The following is a 21,112-nucleotide window of genomic DNA, read 5'->3' as shown; positions in this document are numbered from 1 at the left end:
CTGCTAAGTTGTATTAAACAACTGTCTAGCTAGTTCACTTGAGAGCCTAATTCAGTGACTGTTGCTTCAGGCTGTGTTGTTTCTGGTTCTTCCACTTTTAATGGCTTTTCATCACCATATTGGAAGCCTTTAATCACTTGTTTTACGCCTGAGATATTACGTGCAATCTCTGTTGCTCGATCGCTTTGTTGTGGCGTGACGTAACCAAACAAGAATACATCACTGTCTTCAGTAATCACTTTTACTTTGATGCCATTTAACTCGCTATCAGTCAGTAATGCTGATTTAACCTTGGTGGTGATCCAGCTATCGTTGCTGATTTGAGTTACGCTCAATGGTTCTTTTTGTTTGATCTGGTTATGGATATTTTTCACACCACTCACAGCACGAGCTCGACGTTCAAACTCATTAATCAGTTCGCGAGTTGGGGCTTGTCCCATTAATACAACGGTCCCATTGTATGAACTCGCAACGACGCGAGCTTTTCCTTTGAATGGTGCTTTATTGCCAATCGCTGCAACTTCAAATTCGATGTTGTTGTCTTGCCAAATTTCTTTGGTTGTACGTGTATCTGTAACGATATTGGCAGTAGTTGCTGCCCCTGCAATAAACAAACCCGCACAGCCACTCATGCTGAGTGCTGCAAATAAAATGACAAGACTACGTATCATATTTCTAAACTCTCAATTTCAATTATTCTTCGTGAGCAGGGAAAAGAACTTGGTCGATGAGGTCACACAAGCAATGAAGGGTGACCATATGTACTTCATGGATGCGTGCTGTTCGATGTGATGGAATGCGAATCTCCACATCATTTTCACCAAGCAAGCCAGCCATTTCACCGCCATCTTTACCAGTAAGAGCAATGATCGTCATATCGCGAGTTACCGCGGCTTCCATTGCTTTGATGATGTTTTTGCTGTTACCACTGGTAGAGATTGCGAGCAAGATGTCGCCCGGCTGACCAAAAGCGCGTACTTGCTTGGAGAAGATCTCTTGGTAGTGGTAGTCATTGGCAACGGCAGTGAGCGTTGTGTTATCCGCCGTCAACGTCATTGCTGGTAGGCTAGGGCGCTCTGTTTCGAATCGGTTCAAAAGACAAGAGACAAATTGTTGTGAATTCGACGCACTGCCCCCGTTGCCACAGCATAGGATTTTATTGCCGTTGAGTAAGCTTGAAACCATTGCCTGAGCAGCGTGAGTAATTGCATCTGGTAGTGCTTCTGCTGCAGCGATTTGAATTTGAATACTTTCTGTAAAACTGTCTTTAATGCTGTCTAGCATCGTTTATCCTTCAGAGATTGCATTTTGTATCCAGTTGATGTCTCGACCACTGTCGTGAATGGCAATAACATCAAACCGATAATCGATAGTGTGTGCCGAGCATTTTTGCTGGCTTAGCCAAATTTGAGCCGTTTTGACTAGTTTACGCATTTTTGCGTAGGTGACCATTTCTGCTGCAGAGCCAAAAGCATCATTCTTACGATATTTGACCTCAACAAAGACGATAGTTTCACCTTGTTGGAAAATTAAATCAATTTCGCCGACTTTCGTTAGGAAGTTTTGATCTAAAAAGCGCAAACCCTGACGCTGCAAATATCGCTTCGCCAGGGTTTCGTATTGATTGCCGATTTGTCGCTTACTAAAGAGCCCCACGCTCGGCCCAGTCTAACTCACGTTGTACTACACAGTTGTTGTTGATACTTAATACACCTGTTTGACCATCAACTGAGTAGCCCGGTAGTAACTTCATTTGCGGTAACTCACCAAGCAGTTTGTATGCGTCCATACCTAATGCTTCTAAGCGTTTTTCCATATTGGATTGATCTGGCCATAGCTCATTCATTTGTGTCGCGATGGTTGGATCTGGATTGATTAACATCGGAATGTCGCTGTACGCCACGCCTGATAGATCTTCGTAAGTTGCGCCACCACTGTTACTGCGAGAGTTAGAGAACAACTTAGGTGGTTTTGCATCTGGGTTAATCGCGACTTCGATAAATGGCTTGATCAACGTCAGTTCGGAACTGCGTGCGACAATATATACCGCATCCACATCACGACGACTACGAGGTTGGCTCTCTAAAGAGATGCGCATCAGAGACTGCATTTGTGCGATGCGTTGCTGACTCTCTTGTAAGCCAAATACACCATTAATGTTCTTTTGCAGTTGGCGTTTATCACCAAAGTAACTAGTCGCAACTTTGTTTGAGCTGTATTTGCTCCACTCTTCATTAAACGCTTCAACAACACGCTGACCATAAGCTCCGTTTGGCGCTAAGATCATTGGGAATTGGTAGCCTTGGCTGAATAGGTACTTGGCTGCCTGTGCAACTTCTTGCTCTGGAGAAAGTGCTAGGTAACACATGTCTGTGCCAGCTTGCACTTCTTCTGGAATGTTGAGTGCCAACGTTGGAATTTTTACGCCAGTTTCGGAACCGTCTAATGTCGCTTGTAGCTTCTCTACGTTTTCTTTTTGTAGAGGACCAACGACAAAATCGATGTTCTCATTGATTAAGCGCTGTTTGATTTGATCGGCGCTGTAAGCGTGTGTATCAATTACCGTCAGCGTCGCACTTGGATCTCGTGCTTGGTCGTTCATCATCGCAAAGATGAAACCATCGCGGATCAGTTGTGCTTGCGGAGCAAATTTACCCGTTAGCGGTAACAGAAGCGCTGTGTTGTTTGGTTTCACAATCTCTAACGAGAGGATGTTTTGAATTTCTGCAGGAGTATAAACCGCTGCTGGATGTGAAGGGTTTTCACTTAACCAGTGCTCAAGCGTGTTTTTAAGCTGAGGAATATTGCTCGATAACGTTTTTGCATAGATCGCTAATTGTAGCCAACCATCTAGTACGTCTTCGCTTGGTTCAGTTTGCAATGCCGTCAGTTCATTTTCAGAGTAACTGCCGAAGTTCATCCAAATACGGCTAGAGATCTCACGTTGCTCTGCTGATGACGCGTATTGGCCTTCGGCTACCAATTGGCGGTTTGCTTCAAACGGTTGGTTTAAGCTTTGGTAAGCGTCCGCGCGCAACTCGTAGTAGTCTTTCCACTGTTCGCTTGGCAGTTTCCACCAAGGTTTAAAGTTCAGCCCTTGCAGCAATTGTGAGTATTTACCTTGCTTTTGCTGTAAGGTCGCACGAGCCAATTGCCACTCAGCCTGTTGAACTTCGCTCAGTTGCTGACGAGAAAGACGTTTGATTAACAGCTCAGCTTGGTCTAACTCATTTGCTTGGATTGCCGCTTTGGTTGCCATGATCAACCAGTCGTTTTGTAGGCTACCTTCGGTGCTATCAGCTTGAATCATGTAGTTCTGAACAGACTGTGTCGGCTCAAGTGTAATATCTACGCTATCTGGTTGTCGCGGACCTGAAGAACAGGCGGCGAGCGTAATTGCCAGTGCAACAGGAGTGAGTAAGCGTGGTACACTGAGTCTCTTATGGTTCATCATTGCCGTGAGTTCTCTATAATTTTGTACAAAATTGTCTCTATATTAATCGTTGAAGTGATGGTAAACAAATGACAGATAAAAATAAGTTGCCGAATGAGGGGCCAACTCTATACATCGTACCGACTCCAATCGGAAATTTAGCGGATATCACTCAACGTGCTATCGAAGTTCTGTCGAATGTGGACATCATTGCCGCTGAGGATACTCGACATACAGGCAAATTACTGTCTCACTTCAATATCCAAACCAAAACTTTTGCGCTGCATGATCACAACGAGCAACAAAAAGCACAAGTTCTAGTTGAAAAGCTACTGTCAGGTCAGTCTATCGCATTGGTTTCTGACGCTGGTACGCCGCTAATAAGCGATCCAGGATACCATTTGGTGACAAAATGTCGTCAAGCGGGCGTAAGAGTTGTGCCTCTTCCTGGTGCGTGTGCGGTCATCACTGCGTTAAGTGCTTCAGGTCTACCATCTGACCGATTCAGTTTCGAAGGCTTCTTACCACCGAAAAGTAAAGGTCGTAAAGACAAGTTCTTGGAGATTGCTTCTGTTGAACGTACTTGTATCTTCTACGAATCTCCGCATCGTATTTTAGACTCTCTACAAGATATGTTAGACGTTCTTGGTCCAGAACGTGAAGTGGTATTGGCTCGTGAACTAACCAAAACCTTTGAAACTATTCAAGGAATGCCTCTTGGTGAGTTGATTGAGTGGGTGAAGAGTGACGATAACCAACAACGTGGTGAGATGGTATTGCTGATTCATGGTCACCGAGATTCAACGGAAGAGAGCCTACCTGATGAAGCGACGCGTACATTGGGCATCTTGACTAAAGAGTTACCATTGAAGAAAGCCGCTGCGCTTGCCGCTGAAATCTACAGTTTGAAGAAGAATGCTTTATACAAGTGGGGCTTGGAAAATCTGGGTTAAAAGCTTCTAGAACGAACGCCGGCACTTTGGAAACGCTTCGCTTCTGGAGGTGAGACTCGAGAATATAGTGGTCTTAATCCTGCGCTCAGCTATCAATATATCCCAAGACGTTCATTTATCTTAAGTGAATTTCTGTTTGAAAGGAGAACCATCAACTCGGTTCTCCTTTTTATTTTCCAAGCTTACCTACAACGTTCTATCTTCGGAGTATCGCGCTCCCGGTTCTCGAATCCGGCAACGCATGTTCCCCAAATTTAAGTATTCTTGTTTGTTTTCTGAGCAATTAACATCCTCATTTCATCATATCTGTGATCTCACTAGACTCAGAAGGGATAACTCTATACAATCCGCCATCGGAGCTGACTGGGTAGTCGCTGCTTTGTTGATGTCCTTCGGGAGACTGACGTCGAAGTCCCTTTGGGAGACTGACGTTGACGTCCTTCGGGAGACTGACAAAGGGGAGGAAAGTCCGGGCTTCATAGAGCAAGGTGCCAGGTAACGCCTGGGGGGCGCAAGCCTACGACAAGTGCAGCAGAGAGAAGACCGCCGATGGCCTTAGGGCACAGGTAAGGGTGAAAGGGTGCGGTAAGAGCGCACCGGACGACTAGTAATAGTTCGTAGCAGGGTAAACTCCACCTGAAGCAAGACCAAATAGGCCTCCACATTGCGTTGCTCGCGTAAGGAGGCGGGTAGGTTGCTCGAGCCAGTGAGTGATTGCTGGCCTAGACGAATGGCTACCGCCGCGCAAGCGGAACAGAACCCGGCTTATGTGTCGGCTCCACCTATTCGAGACCCATCCCTACTTCGGTAGTGATGGGTTTTTTGCATTTTATTGACGCAAACTATGTCATTACCAATAAACTTGGCGCTGAATCACGTCTAACTTTAGACTTGAGGTGGCGATGATGTGGGAAATCAGTACACTAAAGAATCGCTTCAAGATCATTCAACGAGAAAGCTATGACCGAAACATTTCAACATATCTCAGTGTTATTAAATGAATCCATTGATGGCTTGGCTATCAAACCCGATGGTATCTATATCGATGGAACATTTGGCCGTGGCGGTCACAGCCGAACTATCTTGTCGAAGCTCGGGAAGAATGGTCGTCTATACAGTATCGACCGTGATCCACAGGCTATCGCAGAAGCGAGCAAAATCGACGACCCTCGTTTTACCATCATTCATGGTCCATTTTCTGGTATGGCGAAGTACGCAGAAGAATACGGTTTAGTTGGTAAAGTTGACGGTGTCCTGCTTGATCTTGGCGTGTCTTCTCCACAGTTAGATGATGCTGAGCGTGGCTTTAGCTTTATGAAAGATGGTCCACTAGATATGCGTATGGACCCAACATCAGGTATCCCTGTTTCTCAATGGTTGATGGAAGCGGATTTGGATGACATTACTTGGGTCATTCGCGAGTTCGGTGAAGACAAACACGCACGTCGCATAGCGAAAGCGATCGTGGCATACCGCGAAGACGAGGAAAACGAGCCTATGGTTCGTACTGGTCAATTAGCTAAATTGATCTCGGATGCCGCTCCAAAGAGTTTCAAAGAGAAAAAACACCCAGCGACTCGTGCTTTTCAGGCGTTTCGTATTTACATCAACAGTGAATTAGAAGAAATTGATACAGCACTAAAAGGCGCTGCGAGCATCTTGGCTCCAGAGGGACGTTTATCAGTGATCAGTTTCCACTCTTTAGAGGACCGTATGGTAAAACGCTTTATTCGTAAAGAGAGTAAAGGTCCAGAAGTGCCACACGGTATCCCAATGACAGAAGAGCAGATTCGTGCTCTGGGTAGTGCAAACATGAAGCCTGTTGGTAAAGCTATCAAACCAACTAAGCAAGAAATTGACATGAACCCGCGTTCTCGAAGCTCAGTGCTAAGAATTGCAGAAAAGCTTTAATTATTATGACGAAAACCACTCCTAACCTTGCTAAGTTGATAGCGACGGATTTGATTACCGTCGGTCGCTGGTCGTTGTTGTTGATGATTTTGATCTTCGCAACCGCAATGGGAGTGGTGTTTGCAACCCACCATGCGCGTCAAGCGATCACTGAAAAAGATCATACATTGGTTGAGCGGGAGCGATTGGACAGCGAATGGCGCAACCTAATGTTGGAAGAAACAGCTCTCGCAGAACACAGTCGCGTTCAAGACTTGGCAAAGAAGGATCTTGAAATGAAACGACCAGATGGCGATAAAGAAGTGGTTATCACGCTAAAATGATTGGAAAGAAAGCCAAATCTAAACAAGGAAATACGCGCAAGTCTGCTGCAAAAGAAAAGAAAGTTTCTGCAGCAAAACCGCAACCCACCAAAGAAACAAAAGAAACAGAAGTAACGGCAGAACCAGAGTCATTTTTGATTCGCTGGCGTTTTCACTTGCTGCTGTTTTTTGTCTTCTGTGCCTTCGCTCTTCTCGTTGGGCGTGTGGCTTACATTCAAATTATCGAGCCAGACAACCTTATCAAGCAAGGTGATCTTCGTTCTATCCGTGTAAAAGCCATTCCTTCCGCGCGTGGGATCATCTCTGACCGTAACGGTGAACCGCTGGCAGTGAGCGTACCGGTAGAAGCCGTTTGGGCAGACCCGAAAACCATCTTTAAAGAAGGCGCACTGCAGCAAACTAAAAGTTGGTACGCACTTGCCGACGTGCTTGGCTTAGATCGCCAAGGTCTGATTAACAAAATTAAGAAGAACGAATCCCGCCGTTTTATTTACCTTCAACGTCAAGTAAGTCCAGCGATGGCGAACTACATTCGAGAGTTAAAGCTGCCGGGTGTGGGGTTGAAATCCGAATCTCGTCGTTACTATCCCGCAGGTGAAGTTAGTGCCCACTTAGTCGGTGTAACAGGCATTGATGGACATGGTTTAGAAGGTGTTGAACGTAGCTACGATGAATGGCTGACTGGCGCTGCGGGTAAGAAAACCATTCGTAAAGACCGTTATGGTCGTGTCGTCGAGAACATTGCTTTGGAAGAGAAGCAAGAAGGTAAGCCGCTGCAACTGACCATTGACCAAAGACTGCAAGCCATCGCGTATCGCGCAATTAAGCAAGCTGTAGCCGATCACCGTGCAACTTCCGGCTCTGCAGTAATGCTTGATGTAAAAACAGGTGCCGTGTTGGCGATGGTGAATGCGCCATCTTATAACCCAAATAACCGCAGCGACTGGCAAAGCTACAAGATGCGTAACCGAGTTATTACCGACTCAATGGAGCCTGGTTCGACGATTAAGCCATTCGTGATCTTAGCCGCTTTAGAAAATGGTGTGGCGGACAAAGATACGATCGTCGATACCGGAAATGGCATTCTTCAACTCGGTGGTAGCCGTGTTCGTGACGTGTCCAAAGTAGGTAAAGCAAGCCTGACCAAGATTTTGAAAAAATCGAGTAATATCGGTGTGACCAAGCTTGCGATGCGAATGCCAGTGGAAGCGTTATTGGGTTTGTATAGCTCTGTTGGTTTGGGCGAATTGTCCGGCTTGAACTTGGTTGGTGAGGTGACCGGTATTTTCCCAAGCCGCTCTCGTTGGTCTCCTATTGAGCGAGCAACGATTTCTTTTGGTTACGGCTTATCCATCACGCCAATTCAGCTTGCTCATGCGTACGCGACGCTAGGCAACTTAGGAAAATACGAACCAATTCATATTATCGAAAGTAACGATAACGATATGTCACGCCAAGTGGTGAGCAAAGAGCATGCTCGTCAAGTGTTAGATATGCTAGAGACGGTAACACAAAAAGGTGGTTCAGCTCGAAGAGCGGCTGTTCCAGGTTACCGAGTCGGGGCAAAAACCGGTACGTCACGTAAAGCGACAGCAGGTGGCTATAGTGATGAATACATTACGTATACCGCTGGTCTTGCGCCTGTGAGCGACCCGCGAATTGCGTTGGTAGTGATTGTGAATGAGCCACAAGGTGATGATTACTACGGTGGTTCAGTAGCGTCTCCTGTCTTTTCTGAAATCATGAAAGGTGCGCTGCAAATCTTGAATGTTGCCCCTGACGAAAATAAATTCCAACAGTAGGCTTATAAGTCTGCTAAGAAACAAAATGAAGAAAGCTGAGCGCATGCTCGGAGAACATATATGACTAAAGCCATCAGTATGGACACGCTGCTTTCCACTTGGGTAGATTGCCCTAGCTTGTCCTCTATCCTTGTCTCTGAATTGGAACTCGATAGCCGAAGAGTTCAATCTGGTACCACGTTTGTTGCCATTATCGGTCATGTTGTCGATGGACGTCAGTTTATCCCAACAGCAATTGAACAAGGAGCGAACGCGGTTATCGCTCAAGCCTGTGATGTAAAAGCGCATGGCTCGATTGAGATCATTAACGACGTACCAGTTGTTTATCTTGATGCATTAGACAAATGCTTATCTCAAATTGCGGGTCAGTTGTACCACTATCCAAATATGGAGCTGATTGGTGTCACAGGTACGAACGGAAAAACCACCATCACTCAACTGATTGCTCAGTGGATTGATTTAGTCGGTGCAAAAGCAGCGGTTATGGGTACAACGGGTAATGGTTTCCTTGATAACCTGCAAGAAGCTGCAAATACAACGGGCAACGCCGTTGAAATCCAAAAGACACTTGCTTCCCTCGCTGAGCAAAAAGCGCAATACACTGCGCTTGAGGTTTCTTCCCACGGTCTGATTCAAGGTCGTGTTAAGGCTCTGTCTTTCGCTGCGGGCGTATTTACTAACCTAAGCCGAGATCATCTAGACTACCACGGCACTATGGAAGAGTACGCTAAAGCTAAACTTACCCTATTTACAGCCCATCAATGCGAGCACGCAATCATCAATGTAGACGATGTAGTCGGTGCAACTTGGGCGAAACAGCTTCCTAATGCTCTAGCCGTATCACTCAAACCAACGACAGATTTTGCGCATACAGTGTTTGCTAATCATATTGCTTATGCAGAATCAGGCATTACGATTGAGTTTAGCGGCAAGTTTGGTGAGGGCACATTACATGCTCCGCTGATCGGAGAATTTAATGCAGCGAACCTAATGTTGGCATTTACAACGTTGCTTAGCCTAGGTTTCGATAAACAGAGCTTGCTTGCAACGGCTGCACAGTTGCAGCCTGTACTTGGTCGAATGGAACTGTTTCAAGCGGAAGAGTGCGCGAAAGTGGTTGTGGATTATGCTCATACACCTGATGCTTTGGAAAAAGCGCTGCAAGCGCTTCGTGTTCATTGCCAAGGTAATCTTTGGGCGATCTTCGGTTGTGGGGGCGATCGTGATGCTGGAAAACGCCCAATGATGGCGGAAATTGCCGAGCGTTTGGGTGATAAAGTGGTTCTGACGGACGACAATCCACGCAGTGAAGATCCGGCTCTTATCATGAAAGATATGCTGGCAGGGTTAACTAAGCCAGCTGATGCTATTGTGCAACACGACCGCTTCAAAGCACTGTCTTATGCACTTGAAAATGCCTCTTCTCAAGACATTATTCTTCTGGCTGGTAAAGGTCATGAAGACTATCAAGTTCTAAATTCTGGAACCATTCACTACTCTGACCGCGAGTCAGCCATGACATTATTGGGGCTTTGATCATGATCACCGTAACGCTTTCTCAAATTGTTGAAATCACAGGTGGTGAATTGGTTGGCAATGACGTTGCCATCGAATCTGTTTCTACTGATACTCGCACAATCGACCTAGGGGCACTATTTGTTGCTTTAGTCGGTGAGCGTTTTGATGCTCATGATTTCTGTGAACAAGCCGTAGAGTCTGGTGCTGGGGCACTATTGGTGCAAAAAACACTCAATGTGAATGTGCCTCAAGTTGTTGTTGCTGATAGTAAGATAGCATTGGGCGAAGTTGCTGCGTGGGTTCACCAATCATGTCAAACACCAACGGTTGCGATCACCGGAAGTTGTGGAAAAACCACAGTAAAAGAGATGGTCGCAAGCATCTTACAATTGAAAGGTCAGGTGTTATTTACTGCGGGTAACTTTAATAATGACATCGGCGTTCCGCTGACACTATTACGTTCGCAAAAAAACGATGACTACGCTGTGATTGAGCTTGGAGCAAACCACATTGGTGAGATTGCTTATACTACTCAATTAGTTAAACCCGATATGGCCCTTGTTAACAACGTAGCTGCAGCACACCTTGAAGGCTTTGGTTCGATTGATGGAGTGAAGCAAGCAAAAGGAGAGATCTACCAAGGGCTTTCCGCTGGTGGCGTTGCGATTGTGAACTTAGACAGTCATGGTGAAGCTAAGTGGGAGGGGGTTCTCGCTGATAAGAAGGTGATTACTTTCTCACAAAGCAACACAAACGCTGACTTTTATGCGACAAATATCGTGATGAACGCCGCAGGTGAAGCAAGCTTTGACTTACATATCGCCGCAGGTTCACAAGAAATTGAACTGTCTCTGGGTATTATTGGTCAACACAACGTGTCTAACGCAATTGCCGCTTCTATCATTGCACTGCAAATGGGAGCGACCTTAGAAGAGGTTCGAGCTGGTCTTAAGCATCTTAATAAAGTTAAAGGTCGTGTCGAAGTGGAAGAGCTGAGCGACAAGATCAAACTGATTGACGACAGCTACAACGCAAGTGTTCCCGCAATGAAGGCTGCTGTTGATTTGCTAGCGGCATTTCAAGGACAACGTTGGTTGATTTTAGGCAATATGGCGGAGTTGGGTGAGGAAAGTCTTGCACTTCATCGTCAAGTCGGGGAACATGCTGCCCCACAAAAATTTGAACATGTTCTCACGTATGGTGCAGATGCAAGGGTTATTAGCGAACTCTGCGACGGCATCCATTTTGAGACACATCAAGAGATGATTGACTACATCAAGCAGCATCTAGACCAAGCGGCTCCTGAGCATCACACGATGTTGGTGAAAGGGGCGAACGGTGCACGTATGTTTGAAGTCGCTGCTGCTTTGAAGGAGTATTATTAATGATTATTTGGCTTGCCGAGCTGCTACAGCCATACCTATCTTTTTTCCGATTGTTTGAATACCTCTCTTTTCGAGCAATCCTCAGCGTATTAACCGCTTTAGGTTTATCCCTATGGATGGGACCTATCATGATCAAGCGTCTACAGATGCTACAAATTGGTCAGGTTGTCCGTAACGAAGGTCCAGAATCCCACTTTAGCAAGCGTGGTACCCCAACGATGGGCGGTATCATGATTTTGGCAGCTATTTCTATCACCATTCTTTTGTGGACTGACTTATCAAACCCTTACGTATGGGCAGTACTAACCGTGTTGTTAGGTTATGGTGCGATTGGCTTTGTCGACGATTATCGTAAGGTCGTTCGTAAGAACACCGATGGTTTGATTGCTCGTTGGAAGTACTTCTGGCAGTCGTTGATTGCATTTGTTGTGGCGTTTGCGTTGTACGCTTATGGCAAAGATACAGCCGCTACTCAACTTGTTGTGCCGTTTTTCAAAGACATCATGCCGCAACTTGGTTTCATGTACATTATCCTCACTTACTTTGTGATTGTGGGTACAAGTAATGCGGTAAACCTAACCGATGGTCTGGATGGCTTGGCAATTATGCCGACCGTTTTAGTTGCAGCCGGCTTTGCCGTGATTGCGTGGGCGACGGGTAACGTTAACTTCTCAGAATACCTCCACATTCCATATCTACCACACGCATCTGAGTTGGTAGTTGTATGTACGGCAATTGTTGGTGCGGGTCTTGGTTTCTTGTGGTTCAACACATACCCAGCGCAAGTGTTTATGGGTGATGTTGGTTCACTTGCTCTTGGTGGTGCGCTTGGTACGATCGCAGTACTTGTTCGTCAAGAGTTGGTATTGGTGATCATGGGTGGTGTGTTTGTAATGGAAACACTGTCGGTAATCCTACAGGTAGGTTCGTACAAGCTACGTGGTCAACGTATTTTCCGTATGGCACCGATTCACCATCACTACGAATTGAAAGGTTGGCCAGAGCCTCGCGTAATCGTGCGTTTCTGGATTATTTCTATGGTTCTTGTTCTGATTGGTCTAGCGACACTGAAAGTGCGTTAATCGCACTTTCCAAGAATAAGACAAATTGCGTGAGCAAATATGGAACGTTGGCAAAACATACATAAGGTTGTTGTTGTAGGGCTCGGTATTACCGGGCTCTCTGTCGTTAAACACCTAACAAAAACACAACCGCAACTAGCGGTCAAAGTCATTGATACGCGTACTAACCCTCCTGGGGCTGAACGCTTGCCTGAGCAAGTCGAATTGCACAGTGGCGGGTGGAATACTGAGTGGCTTGCAGAAGCTGACTTAGTGGTGACTAATCCCGGCATTGCTTTGGCGACAACAGAAATTCAAGTCATTCTTGCGAAAGGGACGCCAGTTGTTGGCGATATTGAACTCTTCGCTTGGGCTGCCGATAAACCTGTTATTGCGATTACTGGCTCTAACGGTAAAAGCACAGTAACGGACTTAACTGGTGTCATGGCGAAAGCCGCAGGTCTAACGGTAGGTGTCGGTGGCAATATCGGTGTTCCTGCTCTTGATTTGCTAGAGCAAGATGCAGATTTGTATGTCCTTGAATTGTCCAGCTTCCAATTAGAAACTACGTCGAGCTTAAAACTCAAAGCCGCTGCGTTTCTAAATCTTTCTGAAGATCACATGGATCGTTATGACGGCATGGCGGATTATCGACAAGCTAAATTGCGTATTTTCAACCATGCAGAACTGGCAGTTGTAAATCGAGATGACCAAGAGACCTTCCCTGATATTGATATGCCGTTAGTGACATTCGGGAACGATGAGCAAGCTTACGGTCTTGAATTGGATGGCAATCGTACTTGGTTGCTCGATCATGGTCAGCGTGTCATTGCTAGTGATGAGCTAAAGCTGGTTGGTAAGCACAATTTAGCCAATGCTCTAGTCGTACTTGCACTGCTTAAAGCGGCAGGTGTGGATTATCACAAATCATTGAATGCACTTAAAACTTACACGGGTTTGACACATCGATGCCAAGTGGTTGCGGATAATCGTGGCGTAAAATGGGTGAATGACTCAAAAGCGACCAATATTGCGAGCACTATGGCAGCGCTTTCTGGTTTAGAGTCGACGGGCAAACTGTACTTGCTCGTTGGTGGTGTTGGTAAAGGTGCGGATTTCACTCCACTAAAACCGATCTTCGCGACGCTGAACCTGCAACTTTGCTGTTTTGGCGCTGATGGCGATGAATTTATGCCACTGCACGAATCAGCAACTCGTTTCGACACCATGGAAGATGTGATTCAGCAGATATCTTCGCAGTTAAAAACGGGTGATATGGTGATGCTGTCTCCGGCATGTGCTAGCTTTGATCAATTCGACAACTTTATGGCAAGAGGTGACGCATTCGCAGCTCTTGCCGAGAAATACGCATAATTAAAGGTCACACACTTCGTGGGTTTAGGTAACGTTAAACGCAGCATTGGTACTTGGCTTAAGCATCCTGCACCTGAGGCGCTTTTTGATCGTCAGCTTGTATGGATTGCGTTGGGTTTGATGTTAACGGGGTTGGTGATGGTGACATCAGCATCATTTCCAATCAGCTCTCGTTTGACGGATCAGCCATTTCATTTCATGTTCCGTCATGCAACCTTTCTTGTGCTCGCGATAGGTGTCTCTTCCGTAATTCTGCAAGTGCCATTAGAGCAGTGGTTTAAGAGAAGTCATTATCTTCTTTGGCTCTCTTTTGGGTTACTGATTGTTGTACTGCTTGCGGGTAAGTCGGTGAACGGTGCATCGCGTTGGATACCTCTCGGTCTGTTTAACTTGCAGCCTGCCGAAGTCGCCAAGCTCTCGCTATTTGTCTTCATGTCTGGTTATTTAGTACGTAAGCAAGACGAGGTCCGTCAGACTTTCTTTGGCGGATTTATGAAGCCAATCATGGTATTTGCTTTCTTCGCAGTATTGCTCCTGGGGCAGCCCGATTTAGGTACTGTGGTTGTAATGTTGGTGACCTTGTTTGGCATGTTGTTCATTGCAGGGGCGAAGCTGACACAATTCTTGGCTCTAATGATTGCCGGTATTGCGGCTGTTGTTGGCTTGATTTTGGTCGAGCCATACCGTATTCGTCGTGTCACTTCGTTCTTAGACCCTTGGGAAGACCCATTCGGTAGTGGTTATCAGCTAACGCAATCTTTAATGGCATTTGGTCGCGGTGAGTGGTTTGGTCAAGGTCTTGGTAACTCAATCCAAAAACTTGAATACCTACCTGAAGCGCACACTGACTTCGTGTTTGCGGTACTGGCTGAAGAGCTGGGTTTTGTTGGTGTTGTGTTAGTGCTAATGCTGATTTTCAGCTTGGTGCTTAAAGCGGTTTACATTGGCAAACGAGCGTTCGAAGAAGGCGAAATGTTTGGTGGTTACCTCGCATTTGGTATTGGTATTTGGTTTGCCTTCCAGACGTTGGTTAACGTCGGCGCTGCTGCCGGTATCGTTCCAACCAAAGGTCTTACTCTTCCACTGATCAGTTATGGTGGTTCGAGTCTTATTATTATGTCCGTGGCGGTGTCTATCTTGCTGCGTATCGATCATGAATGCCGCTTAAAGCACGGCAAGAAAGAATCAGAACAACAAGTCGATGAAGAAAAATAAACGTTTGATGGTGATGGCTGGTGGTACTGGCGGTCACGTATTCCCTGGTCTAGCGGTAGCTAAGCAGCTACAAGAGCAAGGCTGGGAAATTCGCTGGTTGGGTACCGCGGATAGAATGGAAGCTGATTTGGTGCCAAAACACGGTATCGAAATCGACTTTATCAAAGTAAAAGGTCTACGAGGTCAAGGCGTTAAGCGTCTTCTTGCGGCACCATTTCAGATTATTAATGCCATCATGCAAGCTCGCACTCATATGAAGCGCTGGCAACCCGATGCTGTGCTAGGCATGGGCGGCTATGTCAGTGGTCCCGGTGGTATTGCGGCTTGGGTGAGCGGAATCCCTGTTGTATTGCACGAGCAAAATGCAGTAGCAGGTTTAACGAACCAATGGTTATCAAAAATCGCTAAGAAGGTTTTTCAAGCTTTCCCGGGCGCTTTTCCAAATGCCGAAGTGGTTGGTAACCCAGTTCGTGAAGACGTGACTCAATTAACCGCGCCAACCGAACGCATGCAAGAACGCCAAGGCCCTATTCGCATTCTGGTTATGGGTGGCAGCCAAGGCGCACGCATTCTTAACCAAACTCTGCCAGAAGTGATGGCGAAATTGGGTCAAGATTACATTATTCGCCATCAAGCGGGCAAAGGCGCAGCGGAAGAAGTCAACGCAGCATACCAAGCCAATGGCGTGGTGAATGCAGAGGTAACAGAGTTTATCGATGATGTGGCGCAAGCTTATGCGTGGGCAGACTTACTGGTTTGTCGCTCAGGCGCGCTAACGGTATCTGAAGTGTCTGCTGCTGGTGTGGGTGCTATCTTCGTTCCGTTTATGCATAAAGACCGTCAGCAAGCATTAAATGCAGACCACTTAGTCGATTGCGGTGCAGCGAAAATGATTGAACAACCAGATTTAACCGTTGAGTCACTGACTCAGCAGATCCAACAATTGGATCGACAAGCTTTACTTACAATGGCAGAGCAAGCGCGTGGCGCTGCAAAATTGAATGCGGACCGAGTTGTCGCACAAGCCATTGTCGCTTTGACCGAAAAGCGTTAACGAATTATTGAGAATAGAATTGATGACTATCCAACATACACAAGACTTAGCTCAGATTCGCGCAATGGTGCCAGAGATGCGCCGCGTGAAATCCATCCACTTCATCGGTATTGGTGGTGCGGGCATGAGCGGCATTGCAGAAGTGCTGTTGAACGAAGGCTACCAAATCACAGGCTCTGATTTATCAGAGAACCCAGTGACAGAGCGTTTAGTATCAAAAGGTGCGACAGTATTTATCGGTCACCAAGCAAGTAATGTTGAAAAAGCCAGTGTTGTTGTGGTTTCAACCGCGATCAACGAAGAAAACCCAGAAGTGATGGCAGCACGTGAGTTGCGTATCCCTATCGTGCGTCGAGCAGAGATGCTTGCTGAATTAATGCGCTTCCGTCACGGGATTGCTGTTGCGGGTACACACGGTAAAACGACGACGACTGCTCTAGTTACGCAAATCTATTCTGAAGCAGGTCTTGACCCAACGTTTGTTAACGGTGGTTTAGTTAAGAGTGCAGGTACAAATGCACGCTTAGGTTCGAGCCGAATTCTGATTGCAGAAGCAGATGAAAGTGATGCTTCATTTTTGCACCTACAACCCATGGTAAGCATCGTGACGAACATCGAAGCTGACCACATGGATACTTACGGTGGCGATTTCGAAACGTTGAAGCAGACATTCATCGATTTTCTTCACAACTTGCCTTTTTATGGTCAAGCTATTGTCTGTATTGACGATCCAGTCATTCGTGAGCTTATTCCACGTATTAGTCGCCAAGTGATAACTTACGGCTTCTCTGAAGACGCTGATGTGCGCATAGAGAATTACCATCAAGAAGGTCAACAGGGCAAGTTCACTGTGGTTCGCGAAGGTCGTGCAAACCTGGATATCACGCTGAACATCCCTGGTCGCCATAACGCATTGAACGCATCTGCAGCGATTGCGGTTGCTACAGAAGACGACATCAGTGATGAAGCGATCTTAAAAGCAATGGCGGGTACACAAGGTACAGGTCGTCGATTTGATCATTTAGGCGAGTTCGATACTGGTAATGGTCATGCAATGCTTGTCGATGACTATGGTCATCACCCAACAGAAGTGGACGTGACGATTAACGCAGCACGCAGTGGCTGGCAGGATAAACGTCTCGTCATGATTTTCCAGCCTCATCGTTATAGCCGTACCCGTGACTTATACGATGACTTTGCGAATGTGCTGGAGCAAGTGGATGTTCTGATCATGTTGGATGTATACGCTGCGGGCGAAAAACCGATTGCCGGCGCGGATGGACGTGCTTTATGCCGCACTATTCGTAGTCGCGGAAAGGTCGATCCAATTTTTGTCCCAGAAATCGAGCAATTACCTTCAGTTTTGGCTAACGTTATACAAGATGGCGACCTGATTTTGACTCAAGGCGCAGGTGATGTTGGTAAAGTTGCCAAGCAGCTTGCTGCTCTTGAATTGAATATAAATAAGATGCTTGGCTAACAATAGGGACGGGCGCAAAGTGCAGAGAAAGACCTAGATCTCGATTTTGCGTCAAGAACGTTGTGATTTATCACTATCAGTGTTTGATAGTTTACAAGAGCTCAGTATAATCCCAAGGTTAAAGTCAATGCTTTTGCCAATGTGTACTAACACGGTGAAAAGTACAGGACAAAAGTCAGGAAACGAAGACGTTGTTGAATATTGCACTGAATGAAGAGCGACTTAACACGGACAATAACCGTGGTCGTCAAGATAAAATCTTGGGTGCGCTATTTTTCTTTGTTGTGGTGACCTTAATTAGTTCTGTTTTGTACTCAGCGATCAGTTGGATGTGGGATGACCAAAGGTTACCTCTCTCCAAAATTGTACTTCAGGGAAAACTGGAGTATGTCACAGCAGACGATGTGCAAGCAGCGTTTGGACAAATTGATCATATTGGCACCTTTATGTCTCAAGACATTGATGTGTTGCAGCAAAGTGTCGAAGCCCTTCCATGGGTCGCGCATGCTGCGATTCGTAAGCAATGGCCAGACACGGTAAAAGTATTTTTGACAGAACATCAACCCGTTGCCATCTGGAATGGCAATGAGCTGTTAGATGCTAATGGCTTAGTATTTAATGGTGATGTTGGCCTGCTAAAGGAAGAAAAAGTTAAGTTATATGGTCCCAATGAGACTGGACCGGAAGTTTTGCAAACCTATCGCGATCTCCGTCCTAAGTTCCAAACGTTGGGGCTGGCTATTTCGTCATTAGTGTTAAACGAACGACGAGCTTGGCAGATCATCCTTGATAACGGTATTCGACTAGAGCTCGGTAAAGAGTCTCTGGATGAGCGGATAGAGCGCTTCTTTTTGCTTTATAACAAGCTCGGCAGTGACACTCAAAGAATCAGTTATATCGATCTTAGGTACGATACGGGAGCCGCAGTTGGTTGGTTCCCTGAACATGAGTTAGAACAAGAGAGTACGAATGACTAAGGCCGCTGATGACAACATTATTGTTGGTCTTGATATAGGCACTGCAACCGTATCAGCTCTAGTGGGTGAGATTCTACCGGATGGCCAAATAAATATTATTGGTGCGGGTAGCAGCCCTTCACGTGGCATGGATAAAGGCGGCGTGAATGATTTGGAGTCGGTTGTAAAATCAGTACAACGCGCAATTGATCAAGCTGAGTTGATGGCGGAATGCCAAATCAGCCGAGTATTTATTTCGTTGTCTGGTAAGCATATCGCAAGCCGAATTGAAAAAGGCATGGGCACCATATCTGATGAGGAAGTGTCTCAGGAAGATATGGATCGCGCTATCCATACTGCAAAATCGATTAAAATCGGTGATGAACAGCGAATCCTTCATGTGATTCCACAAGAGTTCACCATCGACTACCAAGAGGGCATTAAAAACCCACTTGGTTTATCAGGAGTGAGAATGGAAGTCAGTGTCCATTTGATCTCATGCCATAATGATATGGCACGCAATATTATTAAGGCTGTAGAACGTTGTGGTCTTAAAGTAGAGCAACTTGTGTTTTCTGGGCTTGCTGCAAGTAATGCAGTGATCACCGAGGATGAAAGAGAGCTTGGGGTTTGTGTGGTTGATATCGGTGCCGGCACGATGGACATTTCTATCTGGACCGGTGGTGCGTTACGTCACACTGAAGTATTTTCTTACGCAGGAAATGCAGTAACTAGCGATATTGCTTTTGCTTTTGGTACGCCAGTGAGCGATGCTGAAGAAATAAAAGTCAAATATGGCTGTGCCTTGAGCGAACTAGTCAGTAAGGATGACACGGTTAACGTTCCTAGCGTAGGTGGTCGACCTTCACGTAGTCTGCAACGTCAGACGTTGTCAGAAGTGATTGAACCACGATACTCTGAGCTTATGGGACTGGTTAACCAAACTATCGACTCTGTACAAGCGAAATTGCGCGAAGAGGGCATTAAGCACCATCTCGCTGCGGGTGTAGTTCTTACCGGCGGTGCTGCGCAAATCGAAGGAGTGGTAGAATGTGCGGAACGCGTATTCCGCAACCAAGTAAGGGTTGGCAAACCGCTTGAAGTCAGCGGGTTAACTGACTATGTAAAAGAGCCGTACCATTCTACGGCAGTTGGATTACTTCATTACGCAAGAGACATGCAGTCTAGCGACGATAGCGATTATAATGAACCTAAGCGCTCATCTGTTACTGGCTTTTTCGGTAAATTGCGTAATTGGATACAAAAAGAGTTTTAACCTGAGTTGCAGGATAAACGGAGACAACACATGTTTGAACCGATGATGGAAATGTCTGACGATGCAGTAATCAAGGTCGTTGGAGTTGGTGGCGGCGGTGGTAACGCCGTTGAACACATGGTGCGTGAATCCATCGAAGGTGTGGAATTCATCAGCGTCAACACTGATGCGCAAGCACTTCGTAAGACAAGCGTTGGCAATGTCATTCAGATTGGTGGTGATATCACTAAAGGTCTGGGTGCAGGTGCGAATCCACAGGTCGGCCGTGAGGCAGCTCTCGAAGACAGAGATAGAATTAAAGATTCCCTAACTGGTGCCGATATGGTGTTTATCGCAGCAGGTATGGGTGGCGGTACAGGTACTGGTGCAGCACCTGTTATTGCTGAAGTAGCTAAAGAGCTTGGCATTCTTACTGTTGCGGTAGTAACAAAACCGTTCAGCTTTGAAGGCAAAAAGCGTTTGGCATTTGCTGAGCAAGGTATCGATGAGCTGTCTAAGCATGTTGACTCTTTGATCACAATTCCAAACGAAAAGCTACTTAAAGTACTTGGTCGTGGTGTAACGCTATTAGAAGCTTTCGCAAGTGCGAACGACGTTCTTAAGAACGCTGTTCAAGGTATTGCGGAGCTAATTACTCGCCCTGGCATGATCAACGTCGACTTTGCAGACGTACGTACTGTGATGTCTGAAATGGGTCACGCAATGATGGGTAGCGGTATCGCGAAAGGCGAAGATCGTGCAGAAGAGGCAGCGGAAATGGCAATTTCTAGCCCACTTCTAGAAGACATCGATCTAGCTGGTGCTCGTGGTGTTCTTGTTAACATCACTGCAGGTCTGGATATGCGTCTTGATGAGTTTGAGACTGTTGGTAACACAGTGAAAGCATTTGCTTCTGACAATGCAACCGTAGTTATCGGTACTTCTCTAGACCCAGATATGACTGATGAAATCCGCGTAACAGTTGTTGCGACAGGTATCGGCAACGAGAAAAAACCAGACATTACGCTAGTTGCTGGTGGCAAAGCGAAAGTAGCACCAACTGCGACTCCGCAAGCTCAACCACAACAGCAAGCTGCGGCACCACAAGCTGAAGAGAAACCGGCACAGACTTTGCAGACTACTCCAGTGCAAGAGAAGCCACAGGTAACTCCTCAGCCGACAAACACAGTTTCTTCTTCTCCAGCTTCTGCGGGTCAGAGTTCTGCCGCTCCTAAGCAAGAGAAGGAAAGTGGTTATTTAGATATCCCGGCATTTTTGCGTCGTCAGGCTGATTAATCTTTAACCCATAAATTTGACATAGCTCAAGATTATGGTAGCATTCACGGTCGACGTTACAGACGACCGTGTTTTGTAGCATATTTTAGAGAGGCA

General features: G+C 46.2%; 18 protein-coding genes and 1 other RNA gene. 15 read left to right on the top strand and 4 right to left on the bottom strand.

Annotation, left to right across the window (positions count from 1 at the left end):
• Nucleotides 1-29 precede the first annotated feature (29 nt).
• From OH459_RS09605 to OH459_RS09590, 4 genes are read right to left on the bottom strand one after another with little or no spacing between them, the layout of a single operon-like run.
• Nucleotides 30-671: a BON domain-containing protein gene (locus OH459_RS09605; RefSeq protein ID WP_005447770.1), complete on the bottom strand. Its 642-nt coding sequence runs from the start codon at nucleotides 669-671 to the stop codon at nucleotides 30-32.
• A 22-nt stretch (nucleotides 672-693) separates the two neighbouring features.
• Nucleotides 694-1,284, bottom strand: a complete 591-nt coding sequence (locus tag OH459_RS09600; RefSeq protein ID WP_005447772.1) for a phosphoheptose isomerase — start codon at nucleotides 1,282-1,284, stop codon at nucleotides 694-696.
• 3 nt (nucleotides 1,285-1,287) lie between these two features.
• Nucleotides 1,288-1,656, bottom strand: coding sequence for a YraN family protein (locus OH459_RS09595; RefSeq protein WP_005447774.1), 369 nt, complete (start codon nucleotides 1,654-1,656; stop codon nucleotides 1,288-1,290).
• Nucleotides 1,643-3,454 carry a penicillin-binding protein activator gene (locus OH459_RS09590; protein WP_009697603.1) on the bottom strand — a complete coding sequence of 604 codons (1,812 nt, stop codon included), beginning with the start codon at nucleotides 3,452-3,454 and terminating at the stop codon, nucleotides 1,643-1,645. Before OH459_RS09590 ends, OH459_RS09595 begins: the two co-directional genes overlap by 14 nt.
• A 68-nt stretch (nucleotides 3,455-3,522) precedes the next feature.
• Between OH459_RS09590 and rsmI the strand changes: the two genes are divergently transcribed.
• The 15 genes from rsmI to ftsZ all read left to right on the top strand — a co-directional run bounded on the left by rsmI (nucleotide 3,523) and on the right by ftsZ (nucleotide 21,016).
• Complete coding sequence (gene rsmI, locus OH459_RS09585; RefSeq protein WP_005447783.1) at nucleotides 3,523-4,386, top strand: 16S rRNA (cytidine(1402)-2'-O)-methyltransferase; 864 nt, start codon at nucleotides 3,523-3,525, stop codon at nucleotides 4,384-4,386.
• A gap of 355 nt (nucleotides 4,387-4,741) precedes the next feature.
• Nucleotides 4,742-5,170: RNase P RNA component class A (rnpB, locus tag OH459_RS09580), an RNA gene on the top strand.
• A 176-nt stretch (nucleotides 5,171-5,346) separates the two neighbouring features.
• Entirely contained in the window at nucleotides 5,347-6,297 is a 951-nt protein-coding gene (gene rsmH / locus OH459_RS09575) for a 16S rRNA (cytosine(1402)-N(4))-methyltransferase RsmH (RefSeq protein ID WP_069218194.1), read from the top strand.
• Nucleotides 6,298-6,302: 5 nt separating this feature from the next.
• Nucleotides 6,303-6,620, top strand: a complete 318-nt coding sequence (gene ftsL, locus OH459_RS09570; protein ID WP_005428577.1) for a cell division protein FtsL — start codon at nucleotides 6,303-6,305, stop codon at nucleotides 6,618-6,620.
• Nucleotides 6,617-8,422: a peptidoglycan glycosyltransferase FtsI gene (locus OH459_RS09565; RefSeq protein ID WP_005447785.1), complete on the top strand. Its 1,806-nt coding sequence runs from the start codon at nucleotides 6,617-6,619 to the stop codon at nucleotides 8,420-8,422. Before ftsL ends, OH459_RS09565 begins: the two co-directional genes overlap by 4 nt.
• 60 nt (nucleotides 8,423-8,482) lie before the next feature.
• Complete coding sequence (gene murE, locus OH459_RS09560; RefSeq protein ID WP_050907500.1) at nucleotides 8,483-9,958, top strand: UDP-N-acetylmuramoyl-L-alanyl-D-glutamate--2,6-diaminopimelate ligase; 1,476 nt, start codon at nucleotides 8,483-8,485, stop codon at nucleotides 9,956-9,958.
• A 2-nt stretch (nucleotides 9,959-9,960) separates the two neighbouring features.
• Nucleotides 9,961-11,325 carry a UDP-N-acetylmuramoyl-tripeptide--D-alanyl-D-alanine ligase gene (locus OH459_RS09555; protein ID WP_101960639.1) on the top strand — a complete coding sequence of 455 codons (1,365 nt, stop codon included), beginning with the start codon at nucleotides 9,961-9,963 and terminating at the stop codon, nucleotides 11,323-11,325.
• On the top strand, nucleotides 11,325-12,407 hold the full coding sequence (gene mraY / locus OH459_RS09550) for a phospho-N-acetylmuramoyl-pentapeptide-transferase (RefSeq protein ID WP_005447790.1): 1,083 nt from the start codon (nucleotides 11,325-11,327) through the stop codon (nucleotides 12,405-12,407). The genes OH459_RS09555 and mraY overlap by 1 nt, the downstream gene beginning before the upstream one ends.
• Before the next feature lie 39 nt (nucleotides 12,408-12,446).
• On the top strand, nucleotides 12,447-13,760 hold the full coding sequence (gene murD, locus OH459_RS09545; RefSeq protein WP_049534677.1) for a UDP-N-acetylmuramoyl-L-alanine--D-glutamate ligase: 1,314 nt from the start codon (nucleotides 12,447-12,449) through the stop codon (nucleotides 13,758-13,760).
• Nucleotides 13,761-13,778: 18 nt separating this feature from the next.
• The gene (gene ftsW, locus OH459_RS09540; protein WP_017190080.1) at nucleotides 13,779-14,975 is read left to right on the top strand and encodes a cell division protein FtsW; all 1,197 of its coding nucleotides are present in this window, start codon (nucleotides 13,779-13,781) and stop codon (nucleotides 14,973-14,975) included.
• Nucleotides 14,962-16,029, top strand: coding sequence for an undecaprenyldiphospho-muramoylpentapeptide beta-N-acetylglucosaminyltransferase (murG, locus tag OH459_RS09535; protein WP_045490788.1), 1,068 nt, complete (start codon nucleotides 14,962-14,964; stop codon nucleotides 16,027-16,029). Before ftsW ends, murG begins: the two co-directional genes overlap by 14 nt.
• A 22-nt stretch (nucleotides 16,030-16,051) precedes the next feature.
• Complete coding sequence (gene murC, locus OH459_RS09530) at nucleotides 16,052-17,509, top strand: UDP-N-acetylmuramate--L-alanine ligase (RefSeq protein ID WP_005447797.1); 1,458 nt, start codon at nucleotides 16,052-16,054, stop codon at nucleotides 17,507-17,509.
• A 191-nt stretch (nucleotides 17,510-17,700) separates the two neighbouring features.
• The gene (locus tag OH459_RS09525) at nucleotides 17,701-18,486 is read left to right on the top strand and encodes a cell division protein FtsQ/DivIB (protein WP_009697609.1); all 786 of its coding nucleotides are present in this window, start codon (nucleotides 17,701-17,703) and stop codon (nucleotides 18,484-18,486) included.
• A complete protein-coding gene (ftsA, locus tag OH459_RS09520) occupies nucleotides 18,479-19,741 on the top strand; it encodes a cell division protein FtsA (RefSeq protein ID WP_005447800.1) in 1,263 nt (420 codons plus the stop codon). Before OH459_RS09525 ends, ftsA begins: the two co-directional genes overlap by 8 nt.
• Before the next feature lie 30 nt (nucleotides 19,742-19,771).
• Nucleotides 19,772-21,016 (top strand): cell division protein FtsZ, encoded by a 1,245-nt coding sequence (gene ftsZ / locus OH459_RS09515; RefSeq protein ID WP_009697610.1) that lies wholly within the window; start codon nucleotides 19,772-19,774, stop codon nucleotides 21,014-21,016.
• Nucleotides 21,017-21,112 lie beyond the last annotated feature (96 nt).

Source organism: Vibrio sp. MM46 (assembly GCF_027587135.1).
Classification (GTDB): domain Bacteria; phylum Pseudomonadota; class Gammaproteobacteria; order Enterobacterales; family Vibrionaceae; genus Vibrio; species Vibrio harveyi.
This window is presented reverse-complemented; position numbering and strand designations above follow the sequence as displayed.

Excerpts from the sequence above, each read along its gene's own strand:
- rsmH (WP_069218194.1), top strand. The coding sequence starts at position 5,347 with ATGACCGAAACATTTCAACATATCTCAGTGTTATTAAATGAATCCATT.
- murD (WP_049534677.1), top strand. The coding sequence starts at position 12,447 with ATGGAACGTTGGCAAAACATACATAAGGTTGTTGTTGTAGGGCTCGGT.
- ftsA (WP_005447800.1), top strand. The coding sequence starts at position 18,479 with ATGACTAAGGCCGCTGATGACAACATTATTGTTGGTCTTGATATAGGC.
- ftsZ (WP_009697610.1), top strand. The coding sequence starts at position 19,772 with ATGTTTGAACCGATGATGGAAATGTCTGACGATGCAGTAATCAAGGTC.
- OH459_RS09605 (WP_005447770.1), bottom strand. The coding sequence starts at position 671 with ATGATACGTAGTCTTGTCATTTTATTTGCAGCACTCAGCATGAGTGGC.
- OH459_RS09590 (WP_009697603.1), bottom strand. The coding sequence starts at position 3,454 with ATGATGAACCATAAGAGACTCAGTGTACCACGCTTACTCACTCCTGTT.
- OH459_RS09600 (WP_005447772.1), bottom strand. The coding sequence starts at position 1,284 with ATGCTAGACAGCATTAAAGACAGTTTTACAGAAAGTATTCAAATTCAA.
- OH459_RS09555 (WP_101960639.1), top strand. The coding sequence starts at position 9,961 with ATGATCACCGTAACGCTTTCTCAAATTGTTGAAATCACAGGTGGTGAA.
- murG (WP_045490788.1), top strand. The coding sequence starts at position 14,962 with ATGAAGAAAAATAAACGTTTGATGGTGATGGCTGGTGGTACTGGCGGT.
- mraY (WP_005447790.1), top strand. The coding sequence starts at position 11,325 with ATGATTATTTGGCTTGCCGAGCTGCTACAGCCATACCTATCTTTTTTC.
- murC (WP_005447797.1), top strand. The coding sequence starts at position 16,052 with ATGACTATCCAACATACACAAGACTTAGCTCAGATTCGCGCAATGGTG.
- rsmI (WP_005447783.1), top strand. The coding sequence starts at position 3,523 with ATGACAGATAAAAATAAGTTGCCGAATGAGGGGCCAACTCTATACATC.
- murE (WP_050907500.1), top strand. The coding sequence starts at position 8,483 with ATGACTAAAGCCATCAGTATGGACACGCTGCTTTCCACTTGGGTAGAT.
- OH459_RS09565 (WP_005447785.1), top strand. The coding sequence starts at position 6,617 with ATGATTGGAAAGAAAGCCAAATCTAAACAAGGAAATACGCGCAAGTCT.
- ftsL (WP_005428577.1), top strand. The coding sequence starts at position 6,303 with ATGACGAAAACCACTCCTAACCTTGCTAAGTTGATAGCGACGGATTTG.